Annotated in this window: 3 protein-coding genes and 1 pseudogene; all 4 read right to left on the bottom strand. The window is 46.3% G+C overall.

Annotated features, from left to right (window positions below):
• A pseudogene (locus SORDD24_RS11655) lies at positions 1-408 on the bottom strand (accessory Sec system glycosyltransferase GtfA); the annotation flags it as partial.
• A gap of 12 nt (positions 409-420) precedes the next feature.
• Positions 421-2,793, bottom strand: coding sequence for an accessory Sec system translocase SecA2 (gene secA2 / locus SORDD24_RS05215; protein WP_061408292.1), 2,373 nt, complete (start codon positions 2,791-2,793; stop codon positions 421-423).
• Positions 2,786-3,226, bottom strand: coding sequence for an accessory Sec system protein Asp3 (gene asp3 / locus SORDD24_RS05210; protein WP_061408289.1), 441 nt, complete (start codon positions 3,224-3,226; stop codon positions 2,786-2,788). Before asp3 ends, secA2 begins: the two co-directional genes overlap by 8 nt.
• The coding region (locus SORDD24_RS11650; protein ID WP_330997366.1) for an accessory Sec system protein Asp2 at positions 3,223-3,585 on the bottom strand (363 nt) is incomplete at its 5' end. The genes asp3 and SORDD24_RS11650, both read right to left, overlap by 4 nt.

Here is a 3,585-nt window from a genome sequence, read left to right as displayed (position 1 = left end):
CAAGTTCCCCCCAAACACATACTCTGCATGCTGCACTAGATTCTTAGCCGAGTCTACCAAGTAGCAGGTCACAAACTTGTCCTCGTCTGAAAAGTAGACACGCAAGACCTTGCCATCCTGCTCCCTATGACTCTCAAGGCCACCAAAAGAGGCCAAAACCTCGTCAACTGTAACACTGGTCGGTGCTAGCTTGATATCTGTAAAATGATTGTAAAGCCAGATTACCTGATCATCCGCAAAGCCGATATTGGCCGTTAAATGCTGGATATTGTCAGCTAAAATCAAGTCTGTAAAGATAAACTTAGATGCTAGGTCTAAGCTTCTAAAAATCCCTGCTCGGTAGGCCTGAGCATATTCAACACCACTACTCGCCCAACCGATTCCTAGATTTATGTTGTAAATTGTCATATGATCCTCTTTTTATGGAAAATGGGTGAGAATCTCACCTTTGGGCGTTACTTCCACAATCCCCATGAGAAGATTGCGTACCATATCTGTACGGATTTGTTGCTTCATGGTTTCAAAGCCTGCATAGGCCTCCTGATAGTACTCCACGATAGGGTTCTTTTGAGAAGCAGACTGGCTCCCGATTGCTAGACTGAGCTGTTGGAGATAGTCGACTTGCTCAACCCAATTGTCATCAATCGCCTTGAGCATGGATATTCTCAGAAATGAATCATAAAGCTGGTGAGGTTGGAGGACTTCCTTTTTAGTTGCTATTTCCTTGGCTATTATTTCCTCTAGTAACTCCCGAATCTGATCTGCATCAGCTAAATTCAAATCGGCTGGTAATTCTCTCATCCCAAAGCTAATATTGGTCACGATGAAGTGAAAGAGTTCTTGGGGGCTGCTATAGGCTTTTTCTGAGATTTGTTTGGTATAGTCTGCCAGTATATCTTCAAGGATATGCCCTAAATCACGGCTCCCATCTAGCAAGCGATCTCTTTCTTTGTAGACCATCTGACGCTGAATATTAACGCTTTCCGCATACTCTAAGGTTTGTCTGCGTGCTGAGCGACTGGCACTATCACTAGCCTCTTGGGCTTTTCTGACGAGATTGCGGTACTTGCGAGCCTTGAGTAGGATAGGCTTGCTAATATCTTCCACTTGGTAGTCTTGATACAGGTCGTGAACCCAAGACGGTCCGAACTTTTTGATCACATCATCTTCAAGCGATACGAAAAATTGAGACATACCTGGATCCCCCTGTCGACCAGAACGACCTCTGATTTGCAGGTCAATCCGTCGGCTCTCCATTCGCTCGGTACCAATCACAATCAAACCACCCAATTCTGCTACCCCTGGACCGAGCTTGATATCTGTCCCGCGACCTGCCATAGAAGTCGCAACGGTCACGGCTCCCATCTGTCCAGACTCTGCGATGATCTGGGCTTCACGCGCCGCATGATTGGCATTCAGGACATTGTGGGAAATCCCCTCTCGCAAGAGCAAAGATGAGTATAGCTTGGACATTTCAACAGATCCGACAAAAATCAGGAGTGGGTTGCCTTTGGCGTGATAGGTCTTGATAGCTTCCAGAGAGGCATACACCTTCTCAGGGAGGGTAACATAGAGATTGTCTGGATGGTCAATTCGCCTAAGTGGGCGATTGGTTGGGATGCGAATGACGGCCATATTGTAGGTTTCGAAAAATTCTTTCTCTGCCACCTTTCCCGTTCCTGTCATACCTGAGATTTTACGAAACATCTTAAAGAGACTCTGGTAGGTGATTGAAGCCATGGCTCTGGTTTCAGGAGAAAGTTTCACATGTTCCTTGGCTTCGATGGCTTGATGGAGGCCTCCTTGAAGTTTGGTCATTTCCATCAGGCGACCTGTGCTCTTATCCAGCAAAACCATCTCTTGACCTCGAACCAGATAGTCCTTGTCCTTGGTAAAGAGCGTATGAGCTCTAAGAGCATAGACCAGATGCCGAACATAACTGGCGTACTCTTCCTTATAAAGATGGTCGATTCCTAGGAATCCTTCAACCGTATGGGCTCCCTTTCGGGTCAACCAAACCTGGTCTTTTTCTTCCTTGTAGATGTAGTCTTCTCCCTTGACCAAGGTCGTCACTAGGGTATCAATCATCCCATAATAGTTAGACTGGACGCGGGGAGAACCTGCGATAATCAAGGGAGTTTGAGCACTATCGAGTAGAATATCATCGATCTCATCAATGATGACATAGTTAAAGGGAGGCAGGAATTTCCCCTCACTAGTTGAGGCAAGATTGTCATTGAGATAGTCAAAGCCCAGGACACTATTGGTCGTGTAGACAATGTCTGAGGTGTAGATTTTTCTCTTCTCTTCCGCAGTCAAGTCCTCTTTTGAATCCTCTGAAAAAGGCAGACCGACAGTTAGGCCTAAAAATTGGTAGACTGGGCCCATTTCACTCGCATCCCGTCTAGCCAGATAGTCATTGGTTGTGACCAGCATACTGCCTTTTCCCGTTAGGGAATTGAGGTAGAGGGGCATGGTGGCAGTCAAGGTCTTGCCTTCACCCGTATTCATCTCAGCCACATTTCCTTGGTGGATCACAATGGCTCCCATGACTTGCACATCATAGGGGAAGAGGCCCAAGACACGTTTATCGGCCTCACGGACAAGGGCATAGGCTTCTACCAATAGCTCATCTAAGGTTTCTCCCTGGGCAAGGCGCTGGCGAAACTCCTCTGTCTTTGCAGCCATTTCCCCATCACTGAGAGCTGCCATCTCTTCTTTAAGGGCGTTGATTTGGCTTAGAAGCTTCTTGACCTTTCTCAGTTGTCTTTCCTGATACAAACGATTAAACACCAGCATCCTCCTCAATAGAAAACGAAACAAAGTCAAGAGCCTCAAAACCTGCACTAATCAAGGAAAGGCGGTAGGTGTAGGCCGCTTCAGGATAGGTGAAGCTAAAGGAAAATTGTCTTTCAATCTTCTCCTCGATGATTTCCTCATAACGGTTTAAAAAAGTCAGTTTGAGATAGAGACCATTGGCTGGTTGAACCTGCATCTTCATAGAGAGACGGTAGGTGTGATTTTTCTTAAGAAGAGGGAGGCTGGGCTGGCTTCTAGTAGCCTGATAGTTGACACTAGAAAACCAGGTTTTAAGGGTTTCACCTGAAGCCAGCAAAGGATTTTTCAGGGTAACATGACCGTCTGCATGATAGGTGATCTGGCTCCCGTAAAGATAAGTGGCTCCCATCTCACCCCACCTAATATCCTCTCTCTTGATGATAATCATGTCTCACCTCTTCCGTATTCTTCTAGTATCATCTTATAAAAATGAATAAACCAGGCAACGTTTGTACCTGTGTCATCATTGTGTCGACCTGCGGTTCCTTTCGACAAGATCTTGGCTCCTGTCTGGCAAAGAGTCTCCACTAGCTGGTCATAGGCACCACTATCCATATCCTCGTCCTTCATGTAAGAAAGACCAAAGGTCGTCTGGGAAAAATCAGCTTGTTTAAATCGGCTCCAAAATCGTTGGTCCAAGTCCTTCATGTCTTTCTGGCTCACTCCTCCTGTCTGAAGGTGCAAGACATCAAAACTAGTTGGAAAGACTCCTGGTGCCTCTAGTCGACCCCGCTGTGCGATGGTTCC

The sequence above is a fragment of the Streptococcus oralis genome (assembly GCF_001579175.1).
GTDB classification, from domain to species: Bacteria; Bacillota; Bacilli; order Lactobacillales; family Streptococcaceae; genus Streptococcus; species Streptococcus oralis_O.
Note: the sequence above shows the minus strand (reverse complement) of the source record. Positions and strands in the feature narration are given on the sequence as shown.